The following is a 729-nucleotide window of genomic DNA, read 5'->3' as shown; positions in this document are numbered from 1 at the left end:
CCGGCAGCAACCTCGGTACGGGCGGCGGCACTTTGCTGTTTCAGCTGGCTGTAGTTGACGGCGTCGGTGTCATCGGTACCCGGGGCAACATTGGTAATTTTGTTGCCGGCGGCATTGATGCCTGACTTGGTCACACTTGGGCCACCGGTAATGGTGAGGCCGTCTGAATTCAGTTTGCTGTCGCCTGCGGTAACGCTGTCAACAGTGATGTCTTTGGCCAGTTTGAAGTCAATCTGGTTGTCGGACACGGTGGTGACGATGTTTTTGTCGCTGCTGCGGTAGGCAACGGTTTCGCCCAGTTGGACGTTGTCGTCGTTACCGTTGTCGGCGGCAATGTTCAGACCTTTAGCCACATTGGCGTTGGTCTCTTTCAACTGACCGTAGTTGACGGCGTCGGTATCTTCGGTACCGGCGGCTACGTTGGTCACTTTGTTGCCGGCGTTGTTCAAACCGTCTTTGGTCAGTTTGACATCACCTGCTTTAACGCCGTCTTGGGTCAATGCAACATCGTCGCCTACTTTCACACCGTCGTTGTTCACGGTGGTGTCGCCGGCTTTGACGCTGTCTACTACCAGGTCTTTGTTCAGCTTAACGGTCACTTTATCGTCTTGGGCTTCGGTGGTGATGTTGTCGTCGCCGGCAACGGTCACGGTGGAGCCGAGTTTTTCGATATTGGTGCTGCCGCTGTCGCCGTTGAAGGTCAGGCCTTTGGTGTCAACAGTGGTTTTG

At 55.0% G+C, this 729-nt stretch carries 1 pseudogene; it reads right to left on the bottom strand.

Going from position 1 to position 729, the window contains the following annotated elements:
• Positions 1-729: pseudogene (locus tag O3661_RS10585) on the bottom strand (hypothetical protein); the annotation flags it as partial.

Origin of the sequence: Neisseria sp. 20925_1_37, assembly GCF_041433255.1 — a bacterium.
GTDB classification, from domain to species: Bacteria; Pseudomonadota; Gammaproteobacteria; order Burkholderiales; family Neisseriaceae; genus Neisseria; species Neisseria flavescens_D.
The sequence above is the reverse complement of the archived record's forward strand: the minus strand, read 5'-3'. Positions and strand labels throughout refer to the sequence as shown.